Consider the following 19364-nt stretch of genomic DNA (forward strand, 5'->3'; position numbering starts at 1 on the left):
CGAGCGGAGCCCGTTGAACCGTCAGCCGAGCTTGGCAACCGCCGCAACCAGGTAGTTGAGACGAAGGTCATCGCTGAGGTGAAGCCCGCGCGCAGGGGACCAGGCGATTCCCTCGACGTCGAGGCATCTGAGACCCGCCTCCGAAAGGAGCAGCTTCATCCGGTCGGGCCCGATGAACTTGTCAAAATCGTGCGTCCCACGGGGGATCCGGCCGAGGCCTTCACCGATCGTAATCATCATCAGCTTCGACCAGCCGGTCGCATTGGGCGTCGAGAGGATGAGAAGGCCGCCCGGAGCAAGCCGTTCAGCGAGCGCGCCGACGAACGCTGATGGGTCGGCAACGTGCTCGATCACCTCCATGCAGGTGATGAGATCAAATTTCCCCTCAAGGCTGGCCAATTCCCCGGCGCGATATTCGATCTCGAGGCCTCCAGCGATTGCATGATCCGAGGCAACCCTCACGAGTTCGGGCGAGGCGTCGAGACCCGTCACGCGTGCGCCCAGCCGGGCGAGCGGTTCGGCAAGCAGTCCCGCACCGCAGCCGACGTCGAGAGCTGCCTTTCCAGTGAGGGGCGTGCGCGAGCACTCGTCGTACTGCCAATGCTGGTCGATTTGGTCGCGCACATACTTCAGTCGGACCGGATTGAGCTTGTGGAGCATTGCCCCCGATCCGCTGGGATCCCACCAGTCACCTGCTTGCGCGGCGAATTTGCGGACTTCCGCCTCGAGAATGCTCGTTTCGGTCATGACGCTCCAATGCTCCCAACCCTTGCAAAGGGGAAGGGAGCTGTGCGTTGGGGTTTCGATGGATCATTTTCAGCTGAGGAATGGCGAGCTTTGCTGCGAGGACGTGCCGCTCGCCGACATCGCGGCAAGCGTCGGCACGCCTGTCTATGTCTATTCAACCGCAACAATGTGCCGGCACGCCGAGGCGCTTCGGGAAGCACTGGATCCTCTGGGCGATCCGCTCATCGCCTATGCCGTGAAGGCCAACCCCAACAGCGCCGTCATCGCGACGCTGGCGAGGGCAGGCCTCGGCGCGGATGTCGTATCGGGCGGTGAATATGCGCGCGCCCTCGCCGCGGGCGTTCCGGCCGGCAAGATCGTCTTCTCGGGCGTCGGCAAGACCCAAGAGGAAATGCGCCTCGCGCTGGAAGGCGGTCTTTACCAGTTCAATCTCGAGTCGCTCGAAGAGGGCGAAATGCTGTCCGCGATCGCCTCCGAGCTTGGTCGGACTGCTCCCGTGGGATTTCGCGTCAATCCTGACGTCGCAGCCGGCGGCCATGCCAAGATCACCACCGGGGCAGCGGAAAACAAGTTTGGTATCGCCATCGGCGAAGCGCCCGAGGCCTATGCACGCATCACCGGCCTCCCGGGTCTCAAGGTCCAGGGCGTTGCCGTCCACATCGGCAGCCAGCTCACCAGCCTTGATCCACTCGAACGGGCCTTCACGCGCGTCGGTGAACTGATCGGAAAACTTCGCGCTGCCGGCCACCAGATCGAGGTCGCCGACCTTGGAGGCGGACTAGGGGTCTCCTACGACCCCGGTCATCCGACGCCGCCGAGCCCCGCAGAATATGGAGCGATGGTTCGGCGCGTCGCGAGCTCGTGGAATGCACGTCTGGTCTTCGAACCCGGCCGCCTCATCGTCGGCAATGCCGGCGTGCTGCTGTCGAGAGTGATCCGCGTGAAGCCTGGACAAAAGGATCCCTTCGTCATTGTCGATTCAGCAATGAACGACCTCATGCGCCCGGCCCTCTATGACGCCTGGCACCGCATCGAGGCGGTTCGGCCCACGGGCAGAACCCGGACTGCCAATGTGGTCGGACCCGTGTGCGAAACGGGCGACACCTTCGCAACCGCTCGCGAAATGGACGACGTCGAAGCGGGCGAGCTCCTCGTCTTCAGGACAGCGGGCGCATATGCGGCGGCAATGTCGAGCACTTATAATTCGCGCCCTCTCACCCCTGAAGTCCTGGTCGACGGACGGCGCTGGGCAGTTGTCCGTCCGCGCATCGAGGTTGCAAGATTGATTGGCCTCGATCGCATGCCGGAATGGCTCGGCGGTTGCGCCCCGGACTCCAGCAGCTAAAGCCGCGCGCTAATGGCGCGCATCGTGATGAAATTCGGCGGCACCTCGATGGCGGGCATCGAGCGCATCCGCCATGTCGCCGGTCTCGTGAAGCGCGAAGCCGAGAGCGGCAACGAGGTTGCAGTGGTCGTCTCGGCCATGGCGGGCGAAACCGACCGCCTGGTCCAGCTCTGCAAGGAGGCTGCGCCCCTCTACGACCCGCGCGAATATGACGTCGTCGTCGCCAGCGGAGAGCAGGTGACTTCGGGGCTCCTTGCGATCACGCTTTCGGGAATGGGCGTCAACGCGCGCTCCTACATGGGCTGGCAGCTGCCAATCCTCGCGTCGGGTCACAGTTCCGCACTGATCGACCATATTGACGGCGACATTCTGAAGGGCGTCTTCGCCCGGGGCGGGATAGCGGTCATTCCGGGCTTCCAGGGGGTCACTGCCGAAGGAGACCTTGCAACGCTCGGGCGCGGCGGCTCCGATACATCAGCGGTTGCACTCGCCGTCGCGGTCGAGGCCGATCGGTGCGACATCTACACCGATGTCGAGGGCGTGTTCACGACCGATCCCAGGATCGTACCGAGCGCGCGCAAGCTCAATGCCATTACCTACGAGGAGATGCTGGAGCTCGCATCGGTCGGCGCCAAGGTCCTGCAGACCCGCTCAGTCGGCCTCGCGATGCGCTACAATATGGCGCTGCAGGTCCTTTCGTCCTTCGAGGACAAGCCAGGAACGCTCATCGTCTCCGATGATAAAATCGAGGAGCTCAACATGGAACGGCAGCTCGTCACGGGCATCGCCCATGACAAGAACGAGGCACGGGTGACGCTAAGGGGCCTTCCTGACCGGCCCGGCACCGTGGCCGCCATCTTTGCGCCGCTTGCGAGGGCGAACATCAACGTCGACATGATCGTCCAGAGCGGCGCCGGAACGGGATCGCCGAGCGACCTCACTTTCACCGTTCCCAACGGCTCGCTCGCCCATGCGGTTGCCGAGCTTGAGAAAGCGAGGACTGCTATCGGCTTCAGCGAGATCTTGACCGATACCAACGTCGTCAAGGTGAGCGCGGTCGGTATCGGCATGCGTTCCAATGCGGGCATTGCAGCAAAGATGTTCGAGACGCTTGCCGAGCGCGGCATCAACATTCTCGCTATCTCGACTTCGGAAATAAAGGTCTCTGTGCTTCTGCCCGAGGAATATACCGAGCTTGCCGTGCGCGTGCTTCATTCCGCCTTCGGCCTCGATGCCCGCGAGACCGCGGCATGAGCGGAGAGGGCCTGATTGCCGAGCCGCGCGCTGTCCACGCCCCGGAGGGTCACGCCCGCCTCAGGGAACTGATGCACCGCGGCACCCAGTTTCTGGGCTGCGAAGTCGCGATCATGGGCGGGGCGATGAGCTGGGTCAGCGAGCGCAATCTCGTGTCGGCAATCTCCAATGCCGGCGGCTTTGGAGTCATTGCCTGCGGCGCGATGACGCCTGAGCTGCTGGATTCCGAAATCGCCGAAACCCGGGCGCGGACCAGCCGGCCTTTCGGGGTCAATCTCATCACCATGCATCCCCAGCTCACCCAACTCATCGAGACCTGCGCGAAACATGGTGTGGGTCATGTCGTGCTCGCGGGGGGTCTTCCGCCGGCCGGTGCGATCGAGCGTATCAAGGGTAGCGGCGCCAAGCTCATGGCCTTTGCTCCGGCGCTTGCGCTCGCGAAGAAGCTGATGCGCTCCAATGTCGATGCACTGGTAATCGAGGGAATGGAGGCGGGCGGGCATATCGGACCGGTTTCGACCTCGGTCCTCGCGCAGGAAATCCTGCCCATCGTCAGCAAGGACATTCCGGTATTCGTCGCGGGCGGGATCGGCAGGGGCGAGGCGGTTGCAGCCTATCTCGAAATGGGAGCGGTCGGGGTCCAGCTCGGCACCCGCTTCGTGTGCGCGAGCGAAAGTATCGCGCACCCCAATTTCAAGAAGGCGTTCATTCGCGCGTCTGCCCGCGATGCGATCCCGTCGGTTCAGATCGACCCACGTCTTCCCGTCATCCCGGTGCGCGCGCTCAAGAACCGGGAGATGGAAAATTTCGCGGCCAAGCAGCGCGAAGTCGCGCAGAAGCTTGACGAGGGCGCGATTGAAATGGCCGAGGCGCAGCTTCAGATCGAACATTATTGGGCAGGAGCCCTTCGCCGCGCAGTGATCGACGGCGATGTCGAGAGCGGTTCGGTGATGGCCGGCCAGTCGGTGGGGATGGTCAATCGCGAAGAACCCGTCGCGGCGATCATCCAGGAACTGGTCGACGAAGCCGCCGCGGCGCTGGAGAGCCGCGGCTAGAGCCCGTTCACCGATGGCTCCATTTTGCTCCTCGAGCATTGGTGGCGTCCGTAGGGGCTTGGGATGAGCAACATCTTCAACAGCTGGTTCATGGCCGGTTTCGAATGCTCGTCGCATCGGCGGCGGGACGGCGTTCGCCTGGACCTCATCAGGGCCACCGGCCATGCCAAGCATGTCCTTGGCGACTATCGCCTTTGCAGGAAATCCGGCTTTGACACCGTTCGCGACGGCCTGCGCTGGCACCTTATCGAGAAAACTCCGGGCAAATACGACTGGTCGAGCTGGCTACCCATGCTCGAGGCAGCCGAAGAGACGGAAATCCAAGTCATCTGGGACCTTTTCCACTATGGCTCTCCCGACTGCATCGACCAGGCGGGAAGCGACTTTCCCGATCGCTTCACCGAATTTGCAATGGCAGCCCTCGAGCTGCAGCAATCCGTCAGCGGCCGACCGCCGCTCGTCTGTCCCCTGAACGAGATCAATTTCCTATCGTGGGCCGTCGACGATGGCTATTTCCCCCATGTCGGACCCGACGAGCGGGGATGGTTCAAGTCGCAGCTCGTGCGAACGGCGATTGCTGCTGCTCGTGCAATCAAGCGGCAATGGCCTGAGGCAACCATCGTCTGGGCGGAGCCGCTCATTCACATTGCACCGCACGACCGCCGCCGTCCAACTATCCGTGCCGCCGAGCAGAGCCTCGGCGGGATGTACGAGGCCTATGACTGGATCATGGGAATGGCGCAGCCGGAGCTCGGCGGCGACCCGTCGCTGGTCGATGTCGTCGGGTGGAATTTCTACCCGCACAACCAATGGTATTTCCAAGGACCCACGATTCCCATGGGTCACCACGAGTACCGGCCTCTTGGAGACATGCTCGTCGACACCGCCGAGCGATATAAAAAGCCCGTGTTCCTCTCTGAAACGGGAGCCGAAGGAACGGGCAAGGCCTCGTGGCTCCACTACGTCTCCAATGAGGTGCGCGATGCCATGGCTCGGGGCGCCGACGTACGCGGGATCTGCTGGTACCCGATCACCGCCTACCCTGGCTGGGATAATTCACGGCACGCCGAAACAGGTCTTTTCTCGACGATCGTCGCCGACGGAAACCGGCACGTGGACGAGCGCCTGCTCGCCGAGTTCGAATTGCAGCGCAGCCTGTTCGAACGCTCAGGCGACGCGCCCCGCGCGGTTGGGGCCGCCCGCCGCTAGGTGACGGGCGCCGCCTGCGGCGTATCCGAGGGCGTACCGACATAAGGCCAGCCGTCGGTCCATTCGATCTTGTCGATGAGAAGGATGCGGCGGCTGTTGATCTCGTCCTCCTGCGTCTGGCGGGGCCGGTTCACGTCGATCGCGTGATAGATGATCCAGACCTGCCCCGCCTTGTCGGTGACGATCGAATTGTGACCGGGCGCAAGCCAGCGCTCGCTCTTGAACAGCATCAGACTGTGGGGCACGCCCTTGGCCTCCTCGAGGGTCTCGAACGGGCCGGTCGCACTTTTTGAACGCGCAACCATCACGCCATATTCAGCCTGGGGGCCGCAGCAATTGTCGCCCGAATAGAACAGATAATAATGTTCGTCGTGGCGGATCAGCCACGAGGCCTCGACCAGCCTTGGAAAGCCCCCGTTTTCGCCGTTGGGCCAGATCAGGTCGACGGGCTTGCTGCCCGGGGCGAAGGACATGCGGTCGGGACCAAGCTCCTGCACCTTGATCGGCTCAAAGCCCGATCCCCAGTAGAGCAGGCGCTTGCCGGTGACGGGATCGTCATAGGCCATTGGGTCGATATTGTGGAAACCCTTGCCCGCGAGAAGAGGCTCGCCGGCATCGGTGAAGGGGCCATCCGGACTATTGGAGGTCGCAACCGCGAGCGCGTGGTCAGGTCCCTCGCGGCACTCGTCCGGCGTTGCCGAATAATACATGAAATAAGTGGACCCATCGAAGATCACGCTCGGTGCCCAGAAGTCCTGCGTCGTCCGGGCCCAGTGCGGCTTTTTGGGAAGCGCGTCGCCAAGGTCGTGCCAGTGAACAAGATCTTTCGAGCGCCAGACCTGGATGTTGATCCACTGGCCGTTCCTGAGGGTCTGCGTCCCGTAGGCGTAATAATAGCCGTCGGGAGCAAGGATCACGGCGGGATCGGGAAAGTCGTCGTCAAGGACGGGGTTCAGATAGCAGTCGTTAGCGCCCGGCGCGGCGATGCCGTTTTCGGACCCGCCGGCACCTTCAAGCGCGAGGTTCGAAGAATCGAGTGAGGTTCGCATCGAGCGGACATATGGGTCGGCAGGGCGATCGGGAAGCACCATTCTATTGTCTAGCCGAGGTTCCTTAAATTCTCGTAGAGAGTCCACGCTGCGCAAACGAACCTGCGCGTGACACGCGCGCTCTCCATCTGATAGCCCGAATATATGGCCACTTCTGCCGCGACCTCAGCCCGCGAGATCCTTACCGGTCTCCACGAGATCATGGCGAAGCGCGGTTCGGCCCAGTCCAAGCTCGACCAGGTCGTCGACCTCATTGCTCAGAAGATGGAAAGCGAGGTCTGCTCGATCTACCTGCTGCGCGATAATAATCTCGAGCTTTTCGCAACCCACGGTCTTCGCAAGGAGGCGGTTCACGTGACCCGCCTTCGCCTCGGCGAGGGTCTCGTCGGCACGATCGCAGCCGAGGGCCGCGTCCTCAACCTGGCCGAGGCGGCCGAGCATCCGGCCTATATCTACAAGCCGGAGACCGGCGAAGAGCGCTTCCACAGCTTTGCCGGAGTGCCGATCGTTCGCCTCGAAAGCCCTATCGGCGTCCTTGCAGTCCAGCATGCCGAACCGCGCCGTTACGAGGATGTCGAGATCGAGGCGCTCCAGACCGTCGCGATGGTCCTCTCCGAAATGATCGCGGGCGCAAGGCTGGTCGACGGCGCGCGCCGCAGTCGTTTGCGAAGCGCTGGACCGCTGCGGCTTGCAGGCCTGAAACTCGTTGCTGGAATGGCAAAGGGTGTGGCTGTCTTCCACGAGCCGCGCATCGTCGTCGAGCATACCGTGGCAGAGGACATCGAGGCTGAGCGCGATCGTGTCTACTCGGCCTTTCGCAAGATGCGCGAGCAGATCGACAACATGACGCGCGACGCCGAATTCGGGACCACCGGCGAGCACGAGGAGATTCTCGAGACTTACCGGATGTTCGCCTACGACGAAGGCTGGTCCCGCCGCATCAACGCAGCAATCGACAGCGGCCTCACCGCCGAGGCTGCGATCGAGCGGGTTCAGCAGCGGACGCGCGCGCGAATGCGCGAGATCGACGATCCCCTGCTCCAGGAGCGTATGCACGACCTGGAAGACCTCTCGAACCGGCTGCTTCGAATCGTCTCGGGACGCATGGGAACGGCCGCCCAGACCGGCCTCACGCACGATGCCGTCCTCATTGCCCGGAACCTTGGCCCTGCGGAACTGCTCGAATATGACCGCCGCCGGCTCAAGGCCGTCCTGCTCGAGGAAGGTTCGCTGACCTCGCACATGACGATCGTCGCGCGGGCCATGGGCGTGCCCGTACTTGGCCGGCTCCACGACATTCGCCACAGCGTCGAGGAGGGTGAGACCATCCTTGTCGACGGCGACAACGGCAGCGTCATTATCCGCCCTACCCGTCAGCTTCTTTCCGGCTTCGAGCACCGGATGGCGCTCAGCCAGAAGCGCCGGGCCGAATTTGCAGCCTCACGCAACCTCCCTGCAAAGACACTGGACGGCATCCAGTGCAGCGTGATGGTCAATGCGGGGCTTGCCGAAGATGCTGTCGCCCTGCCGATGACGGGCGCGGACGGCATTGGCCTCTTCCGGACCGAGTTTCAGTTCCTGGTCTCGGCGACCCTTCCCGGCCGCGACCGCCAGCAGAGACTTTATACCAAGGTACTCGAGGCAGCCGGAAACAGGCCGGTGGTGTTCCGCACTGTCGATATCGGGGGTGACAAGGCTCTCCCCTATCTTACCGACGACGTCGAGGAGCAGGCCGAGAACCCCTCGATGGGCTGGCGCGCCCTGCGCCTGTCGCTCGATCGCTCGACCCTGATGCGGGCGCAGGCGCGCGCCCTGATCGAGGCTTCGGGCGGCAAGGTCCTGCGGGTCATGTTCCCGATGGTCTCTGAGCCTTGGGAGTATGAGGAGGCCCGCGCCCTCTTTGAAGAACAGGTCGACTGGGCGCGAAAAGGCCACCGCAGGATCCCCAAGCGTATCGAGTTCGGGGCGATGCTCGAGGTGCCAAGCCTTGCTGAGATGCTCGACCAGCTTCTGCCGCGGGTCGATTTCCTCTCGATCGGGACGAACGATCTCACCCAGTTCCTGTTCGCCGCGGACCGCTCGGATCCCCGTCTCGCGGAGCGTTACGATTGGCTCAGCCCCGCCGTGCTGCGTTTCCTCAAGCGCATCCTCGACCAGACGCGTGCCGCGGGCGTTCCAGCACGCATCTGCGGCGAAATGGGAGGCCGACCCCTCGAGGCGATGGCTTTGATCGGTATCGGCGTCGAGAATTTCTCGATCACGCCCGCAGGCGTCGGGTCGCTGAAGGCGATGATCCGCTCGCTCGATGCGGGAGCCATTCGCGGCCGCATGGAGCAGCTGCTTGCAAAGCCGCCGAGGGACGTTCGCAAGGCTCTCAGCGACTGGGCACGGCGGCATAATGTCATAATCGGCTAGGCCGTGGTTGACACCCGGCGTTCAGCACTCACAAACATGGCCATGGCCAAGCGCGACGCCGAACCTGAACCGATGGAAGAAGAGCTGGTTGAGCAGGAAAGCTCGCCTGTGGGCGAACGGCTGAAGGCCGCTCGCGAGGAAAAAGGCCTAAGTCTCGAAGACGTTGCGGCGCAGACTCGCATCCCGCAGCGTCATCTCGCCAGCATCGAGACGGGAGATTGGGAGAATCTGCCGGCTGCGACCTACACGATAGGCTTTGCGAAGAGCTACGCTTCGGCGGTCGGTCTGGACCGCGTTGAGGTCGGCAACCAGCTGCGCGAGGAAATGGGCGGCCAGCGATTCGCGAACAGTTCCACCGATGTGTTCGAAGCGGCGGATCCTGCCCGCACGATGCCTAAGTGGCTCGTGCTCGGCGCGATCGCGGCCGTTGTCGTCCTCATCGCCGTGATGAGCTGGCTTAACAACAGGTCGCTCGAGCAGCCTGAAGAAACCAGTAATGTCGCGGCGGCAGCCACCGGTCCTGCCTCCCCCGCGCCCAAGCCTGAAGCGCCCGCGCCCAGCCCTCTTGCCCAGGGCCCGGTCGTTCTCAATGCGACCGCGCCGGTCTGGCTCCAGGTCAGCGAAAAGGGCGGGCCGACCCTGTTTTCGGGCATGCTCCAGCCTGGACAGACCTATACGGTGCCGGCCAGTTCGGCAGCTCCGGTTCTCAAGACTGGTAAGCCCGAAGCTCTGAAGATCACTGTCGGAAGTGCCGTTGCCGCTCCTGTTGGCCCCCCTGCGACAACGGTTTCGAACGTGAGCCTTCGTGCAGCTGACCTCATGAAAGCGCAGGGATCAGCTCCAGCTGCCGTTCCTGCAGCGGCGGCACCGCGGGCCGAGACCTCGCGGCCGCGCCCGAGACGGCCCGTCGCGGCCCCGCAAGCGCCGGCACCCGCTCAAACGCCTCAGGAAACACCGCCGACGACCAACACGGGCGAGTAGGATTCATCGGGGGAAAGCTGCCTTCCTTAAGAGTTGCCAACAGCTAAGCGTGGGGAAATGTTCGTGAAATCTCGCCTGATCACCGCTCTTGCGGCCACCGCCTTCGTGGCGCTCGTGCCCTCGCTCGCCCTTGCGCAGCGCCAGGCCCCGCCGACGCCCGAACAGCGCATCGACCGCCTCGAGCGACAGGTTCAGCAGGTTCAGCGGCAGCTGTTTCCCAAGGGGAGGCCTGCGGACACTGCCGGTTTTTCGGACGATCCCGCTGCTACTCAATCCTCGGTCGTGACGCTGGACCAGCGCCTCGATGCCCTCGAGAGGCAGATGGCCGATCTCGTCCGGATGTCGGAGGAGAATGGCAACCGCCTGCGGACGGTCGAAACTGGCCTTGGCCAGCTGAAGACCGACCAGGATCAGCGGATTGCGGCTATAGAGCAGCGGATGAGCCAGGCGGCCGCGCAGCAGGCTCCCGCGCCCGAGGTCGTTCCGCCGGCGTCCTCCGTTCCGGCAAAGCCGAAGCCCGGATCCAAGACCGTGCCGCCCAAGAAGACCGCCGATGCCCAGCCGCCCGCCGAAGGAGGCCCGGGGGTCGGGACCGCAAACATACTGGCCGCCGACCCGGGTGAGGATGCCTATACCCAGGGCTTCCGTCTGTGGGAGGCCGGGCAATATGACCAGGCGATCAGCTCGCTCAAGTCCTTCACGGCGGCTTATCCCAAGCACCGCCGCGTCAGCTACGCCAACAATCTCATCGGCCGCTCCTTGCTCGATAAGGGCGATCCGCGCGCGGCCGCCCAGGCGCTCCTCACCAACTACCGGACAAATCCCGGGGGCGAGCGGGCACAGGACAGTCTCTATTATCTGGGGCAGGCGTTGATGAAGCTTGGCCAGCCAGGTCAGGCCTGCAAGGCCTATGCCGAGCTCGACGCAGTGTATGGGGCTAAAGTCCGTCCCGATCTCAAGAAGCTCGAAACCGACGGCAGAGCCCAGGCACAGTGCAACTGATGTGCTAGAGCCGTTCGGGATGGTTCCCGAACCGGCCCTGGTGGAACGCTTTCGAGCCGGGCTCGACGCGCTCATCTCCCCCGATGCACGCATCGGTCTGGCCGTTTCAGGCGGACCGGATAGCCTTGCACTTCTGCTGCTCGCAGCTGCCGCCCGTCCGTCGATGATTGAAGCTGCCTCCGTCGACCACGGGCTGAGAAAAGGATCCCACGAGGAAGTCGCTTTTGTCGCTCTCCTTTGCGAAAGGCTTGGAGTTCCCCACGCGGTCCTCACCGCCCGCTGGAGCGAGATTCCTGAAACCGCGATCCAGGAGCGCGCCCGCCGCGAGCGATATCGTCTGCTGAGCTATTGGACCGAGGAGCGCGCGCTTGATGCCCTGGCGACGGCTCATCACGCCGACGATCAGGCAGAAACCTTGCTGATGCGCCTCAACCGCGGCTCGGGAGTGCGCGGACTGGCCGGCATGCGCGGCCGATCCATCACCCCTGGAAACCACGTCAGGCTCCTGCGGCCGCTGCTGGGCTGGCGGCGTGCGGACCTCCGGCAGATCTGCGCCGATGCCGGGCTCACACCCGTCGTTGACCCGAGCAACGCCGACGAGCGCTTCGAGCGCGTGCGCATCCGCAGCGCCCTTGGCAATGCCGAATGGCTCGACACGGCGGCGGTTGCGCGCTCCGCCGCACACCTTGCTGATGCCGACACTGCCCTTGACTGGGCGGCAAGGATCGAATGGGGCCGTAGCGTCCAGGAACGAATGGACGATATCCGCTACCGGCCGGGCGACGCACCCGCCGAGATTGTGCGCCGGGTCGTTTCCCGGGCGGTGCGCAAGCTCGCGACAGAGGGAGAGAGCGAACTTCGCGGGAATGAGCTCGACCGGCTCCTTGCCTCGCTCGCCATGGGCGAAATCTCCACTTTGAGGGGCGTCCGGTGCAGCGGCGGAAAGGAATGGCGTTTTTCTCCCGCATCGCCGCGCCGCGCCTGAAACGAGCAGCGCCTGCTGGTTTGCGCGTGAGCTGAGCCTCCTGAAATAGGTTGCTCACTAGTCCCCGCGGGCTTCACTCCGTTTCTGTCCGTGACTAGGGTCCGTGTCCGGAAGAGGGGTTTCATGTCTCATCTGCGTTCAATTCTTGCCGCCGCGGCGATCGCCGCATTGTCACCGTCCGCCATGGTTTGGGCGCAGGGAGCGCCGGCTGCCGCGCCCGCTGCCAATGCCGAAGATGCGCGCCTCACTGCATTTCTCGATGCGGAGTTCGCACAAGACCTGAAACTTCGCCCGCAGCTTGCGACCCGGCTGGGGGTCAAGAACGGTGAGGACCGGCTCGACGATATCAGCGATGCGGCGCAGCTTCGCCGCCTCGAGGAGCGCCGCGCCAGCGTCGCGCGGATGCAGGCGCAGTTCGACCGGTCCAAGCTCTCGCCGGCGGGCCAGACGAATTACGATATCTGGGAAACCGAGCTGCAGCGGATGGAGCTGCAATATAAATATCGCCGCTACCAGCCGCCCTTCTATTCCTTTCTCTATTCGGTGCACTCGCAGCTGCCCGATTTCATGATCAACACGCATACGGTGACCGACGCGGCCGACATGCGGGCCTATAATGCGAGGCTTCGCGGCATTCCGGCAGTGCTCGACACCGCAATCGCCCAGACGAAGCTTGCCGATGCCCAGGGCATCCGCGCGCCCCGCTTTGAAATCGAGCGCGTGATCAGCGGAAGCAGGACGATCATCAGCGGCGCCCCCTTCGATGCAGGCAAGGATTCGCCGCTGTGGGCCGATGGAAAGGCAAAGGTTGCCAAGCTCGAAGCCTCGGGCAAGGTCACGAAGCAGGAGGCCAATTCGCTTCTCTCCGAAACACGCGCGGCGCTTCTTACACTGAAGCCCGCCTACGGGCGGGTCATCGGGTGGGCTGAGAGCGAGCTTGGCTCAGCCCCAAGCGGCCGGGTCGGTGCAATTTCCCTTCCTCGCGGGGCTGAATGGTATGCCGCCGCGCTCAAGCTCAACACGACGCTCGATCTCACTGCCGACCAGATCCACAAGATCGGCCTCGGTGAAGTCAGGCGGATCGAGGGCGAGCAGGACGCGCTTGCGCGGCAGGCGGGCTTCAAGGACCGCAATGCCTTCTACGCGGACCGAGCCAGGCGCTTTCCACCGCAGCCATGGACCGATGCGCTGAGGGCCGATTACCTGAAGCGCGCGAACGATGCGGTCGCGCACAACCGCTCGCTGCTTCCGGAACGCTTCTACAACCTGCCGCAGTATCGGGCGGAGGTGGTTCGCGAGCCTTCGTTCAGCGAGGTCGCGGGAGGCGCGGCGCACGCGTCCGGTCCCAGCCCCGACGGTACTCGTCCGGGGCGGGTCTATGTGCACCTGCTTGGAAAGACCGAGGACCCGGCGGCGGTCTACGACCTCATGTGCCACGAGGGCATTCCCGGTCACGTGATGGCGGGCGACATCCAGGTGCGCCAGACGGGCACTCCCAAGTTCCGCCGGGCAGGCGGCTATGTCGCCTTCAACGAGGGATGGGCGCTTTACGCCGAGCACCTGTGCAAGGAGATGGGCGCCTATCCGGACGTCGCGGCCGACTTCATGCGACTTGACCAGGAGCTGTTCCGCGCGGCGCGCCTGGTCGTCGACACCGGCATCCATTCGATGGGTTGGACCGAGCGGCAGGCGATTGATTACATGACCAGCACCGGGCGGCTCGGGCCTGATCAGGCGCGTTCCGAGGTCCGCCGCTACATCACGCTTCCCGGCCAGGCGACCGGTTACAAGATCGGCATGCTCAAGATCATGGAACTCAGGCACAAGGCGGAGGCGGCGCTTGGACCCAAGTTCGACGTCAAGGCCTTCGACGACCTCATCATCAGCGAAGGCTCGCAGCCGCTCCCCGTTCTCGAGCGCCGCGTCAACGAATGGATTGCATCGCGAAGCTGACACATAGGACCTGTCCCGGAATCGTACAGCCCACAAAGGAGCCGTTGCAGCAGTGACGGCCAGGCATAGACCCTAGCCTTAGTTAGCTGCTGGGCCTGAAGGCATCGGGGGAGTGATTGCGATGTCGCGTCTTGAACACAAATTCGCGTTTCCGACTGATCGCCGGCGTGCGGCCCGCCGCCCGGTCTTCGTTGCGGGATCCGCGGTCACCATCCATGGGTCGAAATCCGTCGTGGTCGAGAACGTCAGTTCGACCGGTGCGAAGATTCGTGGCCGCGACCTGCCGGTGAAGGGCAAGCAGATCCTCATCTGGATGGAAGGTCTCGACGTCCTGGGCTCCGTCGCCTGGACGAAGAGCGACGAGTGCGGCGTTCGGTTTGACGTGTCGCTCGACGCTGATGCGTTGACCTGCCTCGAGCAAGAAGCCGTCGGCACGATCTTTGCCTTCAACTAGCCCGCGGCCGCTGCAAGCCCTTCGGCCGCACGGGCGGTCTGCACCGTCTCCCAGGCGCTCGTGATCTCCTCGCGGACGAGTGGCACCTGGTCGGGCCCCGTTCCGAAGTTGGTTACGGACAGGCGCATCACCCACTGCCCGCGCCATTGCGCCGGTCCGACAAAGATCCGGCCCCGGCGCTGCACCTCGGCGACGGTGGCAAGAGTTGCCTCGTCAGTGTCGCCGAAACGGACGATGAGCTGGTTCAGCTCTACCGGCGCGACCACTTCGATCCCCTCGGTCCGGGCAAGCGCTTCTCCGACTGCCGCTGCAACCCTGCAGTGCCGCTCGATCATTGCTGCAATGCCTTCTCGGCCGAGCGTACGGATCATGGTCCATGCCGCAAAGCCCCGGGCCCGCCGCGAGAGTTCCGGGACATAGGCGGACGGTTCGCGCTCGCCTTCGCTGGCGCCGGGAAGGTAACTTGCCTCGATCCCCATGCTGCGACGGTGCGCCCGGGGATCCCGAACGATGGCAAAGCCGCTGTCATAGGGCGTCTGGAGCCATTTATGGCCGTCGGTCGCCCAGCTGTCGGCTTCTTCGACCCCGCGGGTCAGGTGCCTCAAGCGCTTGCTGGCCTGTGCCCACAGTCCGAATGCACCGTCGACATGGACCCAGGCGCCGCGGGCATGCGCGATGGAGCAGATCTCGGCAAAGGGGTCGCAGGCTCCGGTGTTGATCTGGCCCGCTTGCGTAATGACGATCGCCGGCCCCTTTTTTGCCGCCAGCGCAGCCTCTAGGCTGTCGGGACGCATGCGCCCTGCATCATCGCTTTCGATGACGGTCACTCGCCCGGACCCGAATCCAAGGTAGCGGAGCGCCGAATAAACGGTCGCATGCGCATCGCGCCCGATCATCACCTCGATAGGGGGAGCGCCGAACAATCCGTCCTTCTCGACGTCCCATCCCGCCTGACGCAGCTGTTCGCCGCGCGCTGCTGCGAGCGCCACGAAATTGGCCATCGTCGCGCCAGTTACGAAACCGACCGAGGCGGTCCTTGGAAGGCCGAGCAATTCCAGGAGCCAGTTCGCCGCAACCTGTTCGGCGGCTGCTGCCGCGGGAGCAGCCGCGAAGTTTCCGGCATTCTGTCCCCAGGCCGAGGTCAGCCAGTCTGCCGCAACCCCTGCGGGATGCGAGCCGCCGATCACCCAACCGAAAAATGTCGGGCTGGTCATCGAGCGGAGGCCGGGGCTCGCCTTCGAGACGAGCTCCTCAATCACCTGTTCGGGATTGGTCGGCTGCTCGGGAAGAGGAGCGTCGAACAGCGCCAGTTCCTGAGCGAAGGTCGCAATCTCGGCCTCGCTGCCCTTCTCGACCAGTTCTCGATAAGCAATAGCTTCCCGCGCTGCACGAAGAAGCGCCTCATCCGCGTCCATTCATGGTCCTCCGTTGATCCTGCGGTACCGGACCAAAGCTCGAGCCTAAATGATCCTTCTGCCGAATTTCATGACTGATCTGCCGGCGGCCAAGCCAAGAAGATCTGGCCCGTGCAGCGTCCGAGGAGCGAGCCGGATGGGTCCCGGGCAAGCAGGGAAAAGGGCCGCCGAAGGCGTTCGGCTGCTCCTAAATTCCCATGATCCGTGGAACGAGCGAATGCCACCACGGCTTATCCCACACGCTGTAGGTAAGGATCGCAAACGGCAGCGAGATCCCGATCCAGAGCCAGTAGGCCTCGTGAACCCGCCGGTTGCGGATGACGTCCCAGGCGAGCATCGGCGAAACCGCCAGCAGCACGTAGAATTCGGTTGAAAGCGGGTTTGCCGGAAGAGTGCTCGGCAGCCAGGTTATGCGGTTGATCGCGGCCGGCAATGCGACTGCCGTCCCGAGGATCATCATTCGCTTGTGTAGCCCCGAATCGACCTTTCGCGCCCGTAGCCCGATGAAGAGGAACAGCGGGAACAGGATACCGATCCGCAATTGGAACAGCATGATGTCATCGAGCTCGGTCAGCCGGTGCTTCATGTCCGTCGCAACAGGTGCAGGAGCTGACTGCGCGGCGTGCGCAACCGAGTGGTAGATTGTGGGGACGAGAACCAGTCCCACGAGCACCAGCAACGGCACCAATATCATGCCTGCCCGTCCCACGCGCTGGTGGAGATCGCACCTCCCGGTCGCGACCAGTGTCGTCTGCGTCAGCAGCAGCAGCATGAACGAGCCCATCAGTGCTGCATGCACGTGCAGCACGAGGGGAAACGGTGGCCTCTGTCCCCCCGCTACGGCGGCAACCTTCATCAGAGAGTCAGGAATGAAGCCCGTCAGCACGATCGCAACGAACCACAGGGCCGTGATGACGAAGATCCAGCGGTCGATTGCGTGGGCTCGCGGTGTACCCGACAACAGGTCTAGCCGCCGTTCCTTGAACGTCAGATTCTCAGCAACAGTCGCCATGGCGCAATCCCCCCATCGCCTCCCGACTGGGCACAGGCTGTATCACAAGGATGGGTGGGGCGGAATGCACGGATCGAACTTGGCAATTCGATGCGGCGGGGGCCCCGCCAGGCTCAAAAAAGAAGCGAGCGGCAGGCCGCCGCTCGCTTATTGGTCAAGAGGGCGGGCGAGCCCTCGAAGCTCGCACCCGCGCCGATCAGGCCGGCTTTGCGCCCTTCGTTCCGCACTTCACGAACTTGCCCTTGGCGCCGCGGCAGCGCGTCGATTTGGCCGGCTTAGGCTTGGTGCACTTGGTGAACTTTCCCTTCGCATCGCGGCAGGGCGCCGCGATCGATGGGGCCGAGCCGGCGATCAGCCCCAGGGCCGACAGTCCGATGATGAATTTGCGCATCGCTTGGTCTCCTTCCTTGGCTCGGCCACTTGGCCTCAGCTCAGCCATTTGGCCACGCCGCCGTGATGAGAGCAAGCGCCCGTGTGATGGGCGGCATGGCTGTAGGTGCCATCCTTGCATTGGGCAGTCGCGCCGTTGGGATTGTTGTTCTCGCCGGCACTGCTCGAGCGTGAAGCTGCGGGAGGCGCCGCCGAAGGCTTTGGAGCCGGCGCGACGGTCGTGGTCGGTTTTGAGGAAGCGCTGCTCGTCCGGCAAACTGCGCGCACCTTATTGTACCACTTGGTGCAATCCGTCGTGGTGGACGTCGTTTTCGTGGTCGTCTTCACGGCGCCCGGTGAGCGACCGGTGGGCGTTTGTGCGCCAGCTGTCCTGCAGGCGGCCTTGTTGGCATTGCCTGCCTTCGTGCAGTCGTAATGGCGTGCGGTCGTCGTCGCGGTCGTCTTCGTCGTGGTGGTACGAGTGGGCGTCGCCGGCGCTGCGGCGGGCGCTGCAGCTCCCTTGCACGCAGCCTTGTTGGCGTTGCCAGCCTTTGAGCAATCATAATGGCGCGGCGAGGCTGCTGCAGCCGTTGCCGGAGATGCCGCAAGCGCGGTCGGCATCAGGAAAGCAAAGATCAGCATTGCTCTATGAATCATCGCCATGCACGAACTCCTCTTGCTGGATGACTTCAGGCTCTTCGCCTTCTCAGATGAACTTGGAAACAATTCCTGAGAGACCGCCTTCTCCCTCGAGCAGGGAAGAAAAGCGACCGAGGGATCCCTCGCCGCCGATATGATCGACGATCTCGTTGAGTTTGTCGGCTGGCAGCCCCGTCGTCGCCGAGGCCGTCTCGACGGTGTCGCCCTCTTGAGCATGCGCCTGGCCGAGCGCTGCGACAGCGCTCTCGACCTGCTCCGGCGTGAGGCCGACTTTTGCGGCAAGGTTCTGGATGGTGGCGTTTTCGCTCACCTGGCCCAGGATGGAATCAAGAAGGCTCATGTTGTTTGCCCCTCTAACAGCCTTGGATGGCTGAATTGCCGCGATGGTTGTTTGTTCCCACCAACCCGCAATCCAGCTTTCGCGAAACGCTCTGTCCTTGCGTTTTGCGGCGCCATGCTAGGGCGTTGCGGGCCCCGCAACCAGCTCATCGAAAGTGAAGCCCTTCAGTCGCCTCAGTCGGAACGCACGGGGCGGCTCCAGGCAATGACGCGTTCTCGCTCGTCGACGAGCGGGAATGTGGCCCTCGCCGGGGGGCGAGGGCCATGAAGGATCAGCTCTTGGTCGTCGACGAAGTCGTGACGTGTGCCTTTACTTTGGTCGTGTGCGTGTGCCGAACCCGACGATGCTTGCGGTGCTTTACGGGCTTATGGTGACGGACGACCTTGTGCTTTTTGACCGTCGTCGGCGACGTCGTAGTGGTGGTGGTCGTCGTCGACTGGTTAGCCATTGTGTCGTTCGACGCAGGCGGTGTGCTTTGTGCAAGGGCAGGCGAAGCAATCGCCAGTGCCGCAATCGATGCGATGAGAAGTTTCATGACCTTCCTCCTGTTGTTTGGCCAGCGACTGCTGAAAGCGCAGCGGCCAAGGAGGTTGCATTAAGATCGCCAGTCCAAATGAGCCGAGCGCGTATGCGTCTCGTCCCTTGTGCGAAGTCGATGACCTGAATAACTCCTGTCCGAATGGTGAAATCGTCCTCGCTGATCCAGATCGTGACGAAGGAGGTCGGGGCTGTTCAGGCGAGTGGAAGCCCGCACTCCTCCTAGTTCGGAGACCCGCGGCGGGGCGCAGGACGCGGCGAGGCGGCCCTCACTCCGTCGCCGGACCGCTTGTCCGTCGGCCGGAGACCGACCATCTCCAGAACCATGCTTCAATCTTCGCTCCGCCTCTTTTGCAAGATGTTCGGGCACAGCCGGTCCCGAAGGCTTGCCCATCTCGATCCGGTGGAACGCCGGTGGCGCAGCTACTGCTCGCGATGCGGTACCCGGATGAAGAAGGATGCAGTGACGGGGTGGGAAGCGGGCTAGGTATCATTTTCCCTCCCTTGAAGGTCTCAAGCGAGTTCTGGTTCGGGCTTGCGCATTGCCGGCGGCTCCATTTCGGGACGCTCGTTCACCCCCTC

Annotated in this window: 19 protein-coding genes; 11 read left to right on the forward strand and 8 right to left on the reverse strand. The window is 63.7% G+C overall.

Annotation, left to right across the window (positions count from 1 at the left end):
* Window positions 1-21 precede the first annotated feature (21 nt).
* Window positions 22-747 (reverse strand): bifunctional 2-polyprenyl-6-hydroxyphenol methylase/3-demethylubiquinol 3-O-methyltransferase UbiG, encoded by a 726-nt coding sequence (gene ubiG / locus V8192_RS03560; protein WP_341631670.1) that lies wholly within the window; start codon window positions 745-747, stop codon window positions 22-24.
* Between the two features lie 58 nt (window positions 748-805).
* On the opposite strand from ubiG, the gene lysA reads away from it, so the two are divergent.
* The 4 genes from lysA to V8192_RS03580 all read left to right on the forward strand — a co-directional run bounded on the left by lysA (window position 806) and on the right by V8192_RS03580 (window position 5610).
* Window positions 806-2092 carry a diaminopimelate decarboxylase gene (lysA, locus tag V8192_RS03565; RefSeq protein WP_341631671.1) on the forward strand — a complete coding sequence of 429 codons (1287 nt, stop codon included), beginning with the start codon at window positions 806-808 and terminating at the stop codon, window positions 2090-2092.
* Window positions 2093-2104: 12 nt separating this feature from the next.
* Window positions 2105-3346 (forward strand): aspartate kinase, encoded by a 1242-nt coding sequence (locus tag V8192_RS03570; RefSeq protein ID WP_341631672.1) that lies wholly within the window; start codon window positions 2105-2107, stop codon window positions 3344-3346.
* Window positions 3343-4401 carry an NAD(P)H-dependent flavin oxidoreductase gene (locus V8192_RS03575; protein WP_341631673.1) on the forward strand — a complete coding sequence of 353 codons (1059 nt, stop codon included), beginning with the start codon at window positions 3343-3345 and terminating at the stop codon, window positions 4399-4401. Before V8192_RS03570 ends, V8192_RS03575 begins: the two co-directional genes overlap by 4 nt.
* Window positions 4402-4464: 63 nt before the next feature.
* Window positions 4465-5610 (forward strand): glycoside hydrolase family 26 protein, encoded by a 1146-nt coding sequence (locus V8192_RS03580; protein WP_341631674.1) that lies wholly within the window; start codon window positions 4465-4467, stop codon window positions 5608-5610.
* Here the strand turns inward: V8192_RS03580 and V8192_RS03585 are convergent.
* On the reverse strand, window positions 5607-6701 hold the full coding sequence (locus V8192_RS03585) for a glycoside hydrolase family 43 protein (RefSeq protein ID WP_341631675.1): 1095 nt from the start codon (window positions 6699-6701) through the stop codon (window positions 5607-5609). The genes V8192_RS03580 and V8192_RS03585 overlap by 4 nt on opposite strands.
* 102 nt (window positions 6702-6803) lie before the next feature.
* Here V8192_RS03585 and ptsP point away from each other — a divergent pair, with 102 nt between their 5' ends.
* The 6 genes from ptsP (at window position 6804) to V8192_RS03615 (ending at window position 14449) form a co-directional block, all read left to right on the forward strand.
* Window positions 6804-9074, forward strand: a complete 2271-nt coding sequence (ptsP, locus tag V8192_RS03590) for a phosphoenolpyruvate--protein phosphotransferase (RefSeq protein WP_341631676.1) — start codon at window positions 6804-6806, stop codon at window positions 9072-9074.
* A gap of 42 nt (window positions 9075-9116) precedes the next feature.
* A complete protein-coding gene (locus tag V8192_RS03595; protein ID WP_341631677.1) occupies window positions 9117-10055 on the forward strand; it encodes a helix-turn-helix domain-containing protein in 939 nt (312 codons plus the stop codon).
* A 63-nt stretch (window positions 10056-10118) separates the two neighbouring features.
* A complete protein-coding gene (locus V8192_RS03600) occupies window positions 10119-11057 on the forward strand; it encodes a tetratricopeptide repeat protein (RefSeq protein WP_341631678.1) in 939 nt (312 codons plus the stop codon).
* Between the two features lie 40 nt (window positions 11058-11097).
* On the forward strand, window positions 11098-12042 hold the full coding sequence (gene tilS / locus V8192_RS03605) for a tRNA lysidine(34) synthetase TilS (protein ID WP_341631679.1): 945 nt from the start codon (window positions 11098-11100) through the stop codon (window positions 12040-12042).
* A 123-nt stretch (window positions 12043-12165) separates the two neighbouring features.
* Window positions 12166-13995 (forward strand): DUF885 domain-containing protein, encoded by a 1830-nt coding sequence (locus tag V8192_RS03610; protein WP_341631680.1) that lies wholly within the window; start codon window positions 12166-12168, stop codon window positions 13993-13995.
* A 121-nt stretch (window positions 13996-14116) separates the two neighbouring features.
* A complete protein-coding gene (locus V8192_RS03615) occupies window positions 14117-14449 on the forward strand; it encodes a PilZ domain-containing protein (RefSeq protein WP_341631681.1) in 333 nt (110 codons plus the stop codon).
* Here V8192_RS03615 and V8192_RS03620 read toward each other — a convergent pair.
* The 6 genes from V8192_RS03620 to V8192_RS03645 form a co-directional block, all read right to left on the reverse strand.
* The gene (locus V8192_RS03620; protein ID WP_341631682.1) at window positions 14446-15864 is read right to left on the reverse strand and encodes a pyridoxal phosphate-dependent decarboxylase family protein; all 1419 of its coding nucleotides are present in this window, start codon (window positions 15862-15864) and stop codon (window positions 14446-14448) included. The two genes, V8192_RS03615 and V8192_RS03620, sit on opposite strands and share 4 nt — an antisense overlap.
* 187 nt (window positions 15865-16051) lie before the next feature.
* A complete protein-coding gene (locus V8192_RS03625; protein ID WP_341631683.1) occupies window positions 16052-16876 on the reverse strand; it encodes a hypothetical protein in 825 nt (274 codons plus the stop codon).
* 196 nt (window positions 16877-17072) lie between these two features.
* Window positions 17073-17267: a hypothetical protein gene (locus V8192_RS03630; RefSeq protein ID WP_341631684.1), complete on the reverse strand. Its 195-nt coding sequence runs from the start codon at window positions 17265-17267 to the stop codon at window positions 17073-17075.
* 35 nt (window positions 17268-17302) lie between these two features.
* Window positions 17303-17908 (reverse strand): DUF3761 domain-containing protein, encoded by a 606-nt coding sequence (locus tag V8192_RS03635; protein ID WP_341631685.1) that lies wholly within the window; start codon window positions 17906-17908, stop codon window positions 17303-17305.
* A gap of 43 nt (window positions 17909-17951) precedes the next feature.
* A complete protein-coding gene (locus V8192_RS03640) occupies window positions 17952-18245 on the reverse strand; it encodes a hypothetical protein (protein ID WP_341631686.1) in 294 nt (97 codons plus the stop codon).
* A 271-nt stretch (window positions 18246-18516) separates the two neighbouring features.
* Window positions 18517-18780: a hypothetical protein gene (locus V8192_RS03645; protein WP_341631687.1), complete on the reverse strand. Its 264-nt coding sequence runs from the start codon at window positions 18778-18780 to the stop codon at window positions 18517-18519.
* A 327-nt stretch (window positions 18781-19107) separates the two neighbouring features.
* Here V8192_RS03645 and V8192_RS03650 point away from each other — a divergent pair, with 327 nt between their 5' ends.
* A complete protein-coding gene (locus V8192_RS03650) occupies window positions 19108-19269 on the forward strand; it encodes a DUF1660 family phage protein (RefSeq protein ID WP_341631688.1) in 162 nt (53 codons plus the stop codon).
* Window positions 19270-19364 lie beyond the last annotated feature (95 nt).

This window comes from Sphingomonas agri, from assembly GCF_038148795.1.
GTDB classification, from domain to species: Bacteria; Pseudomonadota; Alphaproteobacteria; order Sphingomonadales; family Sphingomonadaceae; genus Sphingomicrobium; species Sphingomicrobium agri.